The 1,729-nt window shown below is 40.9% G+C and carries 1 protein-coding gene; it reads right to left on the bottom strand.

What is annotated here, in order from left to right; genetic code table 11:
* Window positions 1–201: 201 nt before the first annotated feature.
* Window positions 202–1,729: transposase (locus L647_RS01000000124735; protein WP_024612697.1), on the bottom strand; the 1,528-nt coding region annotated here is incomplete at its 5' end.

The raw sequence follows: 1,729 nt of genomic DNA, 5'->3' as shown, positions 1-1,729 counted from the left end.
TAACGAGCCTGTAGATTAACTCGTTTTTTTATTTATTTTTATTGATAAACAAACCATAGCTGAGTTCCTATTTTGGTTCAATCGATTACTGTATTTTATGCAGAATATAAAGTGGGAGTTTGGTGTTGTTTTAATTGGCGTTTTGGACGGGATTACGGGTACTTGAGTGGCTTTTATTTAGGGTAAAAGCGCTTACCCTTCTTAATGCATCGTGTTTTGCAGCTTTTCTATATTATGAACAAGACAATACAGTTGCCATTGCGCATTCACTTTCGTTTGACCCCGTAAGGTCAATTTATTCATGCCTTTATTCACTGTAATGTTCCCGAACACTGGCTCAATACACCCGAGTCGTTTGCTATATTGTCGTCGACCTATGGGGCTGTCTATTTTTACTTTCATTTTGTCTACATAGCTCAGCTTTTTGCGTGATTCATTATTTATAAACTGTACTTGTCGCCCCGTTTTAATGGGTGGCTTTCGCATGCATTGCTGCTGTAGCGGGCACGTTTTACAGTCTTTTAAATAACCACAGAATCGCGTGTATTGCTGATTGTGACTTTTTACATTTATCCCGCTTCGCCACATTGCATTGCCTGCGGGGCAGCGGCAAATTTGGGTTGCTTCATTATAATGAAAATCATCTGAGGTAAATAATCGTGGCTTGCCTTTGCTGCGTTTTAGTCGGCGCTTTTCTTGCTCTGTTTCGTATGTTTCGCTGGCTTTAAACAATGGATTTCGTTTTCTAAATTGGTTGTCCGCAATGTAGGTATCGAACCCACTTTGCGCCATAAATTCAAGATTTACTTCGCTGTTAAACCCACTGTCTGCGGTGAATTTGATGGTATGCTCATCTTCCATTTTTTCTGTATTGAGTTTAGCGAGTTGCTGTTTTAATTGTGCAACGGCTGGCTGTAAAGTTTGTTGCTCGCCTACTGAGCCCCACGCTTGTGCTTGCAGGATAATTTGGTGTTTATCATCGTTTATCGCTATGCCGTTGTAACCTTGGATTGTGCCTTTTGAGGTCGTCATTTTTGCACTATCTGGATCAGTGATATTACTTTTAACAGGCTTGCCTTTACTGCCTGTTTTCTCTTCGTGAGTGGCTAAAAACTCGGTGATTTTATCTGCACTTTTATCTAGCTTTTCTTTTTGTTTTAAATCCTGAGTTATCAATTCTTCGCCCAGTCCATCTTGTGATTGGTGGCGTTCAATAATACGTTTGCTTGCGCGTTCTAGTTTTGCTTTTTTGCGACCTAACTCATCGAATGTGCCACTCCACTCTTTACTCGCATTGGACTTTAATTTACACCCATCAATGGCAAACATGTTGCGGCCTATCAAGTCTTCCTCATCACATATCATCAGCACTTGCGTAAAAATCGGCTCAATCTGTTCATGCATTTTAGCAACGAAGCCTGCTATTGATGTGTAATGCGGCTGGATATCTCCCGACACACTCATAAATAAAATGTTCGTCTCACACGCTTTAGCAATTCGACGGCTACTGATCAAACCATGTGCATAGCCCAGTAAAATAATCTTTAGCATTACCGAAGGTGGATACGCCGCCGCGCCCGTTTTGTCATTGTTGTACCACGCGTCAAACCCCGATAAATCGAGTTTATTTTCGACAATATAACAAAGGGCATACTCAAAAGTGCCAGGCAGAATTTGCTCAGCGAAATTGATAGGAATGAATTTATTTTGACAGGATAAGTCAGGCTTG

The organism is Pseudoalteromonas sp. TB64, from assembly GCF_000498095.1.
GTDB lineage: Bacteria > Pseudomonadota > Gammaproteobacteria > Enterobacterales > Alteromonadaceae > Pseudoalteromonas.
Note: the sequence above shows the minus strand (reverse complement) of the source record. Positions and strands in the feature narration are given on the sequence as shown.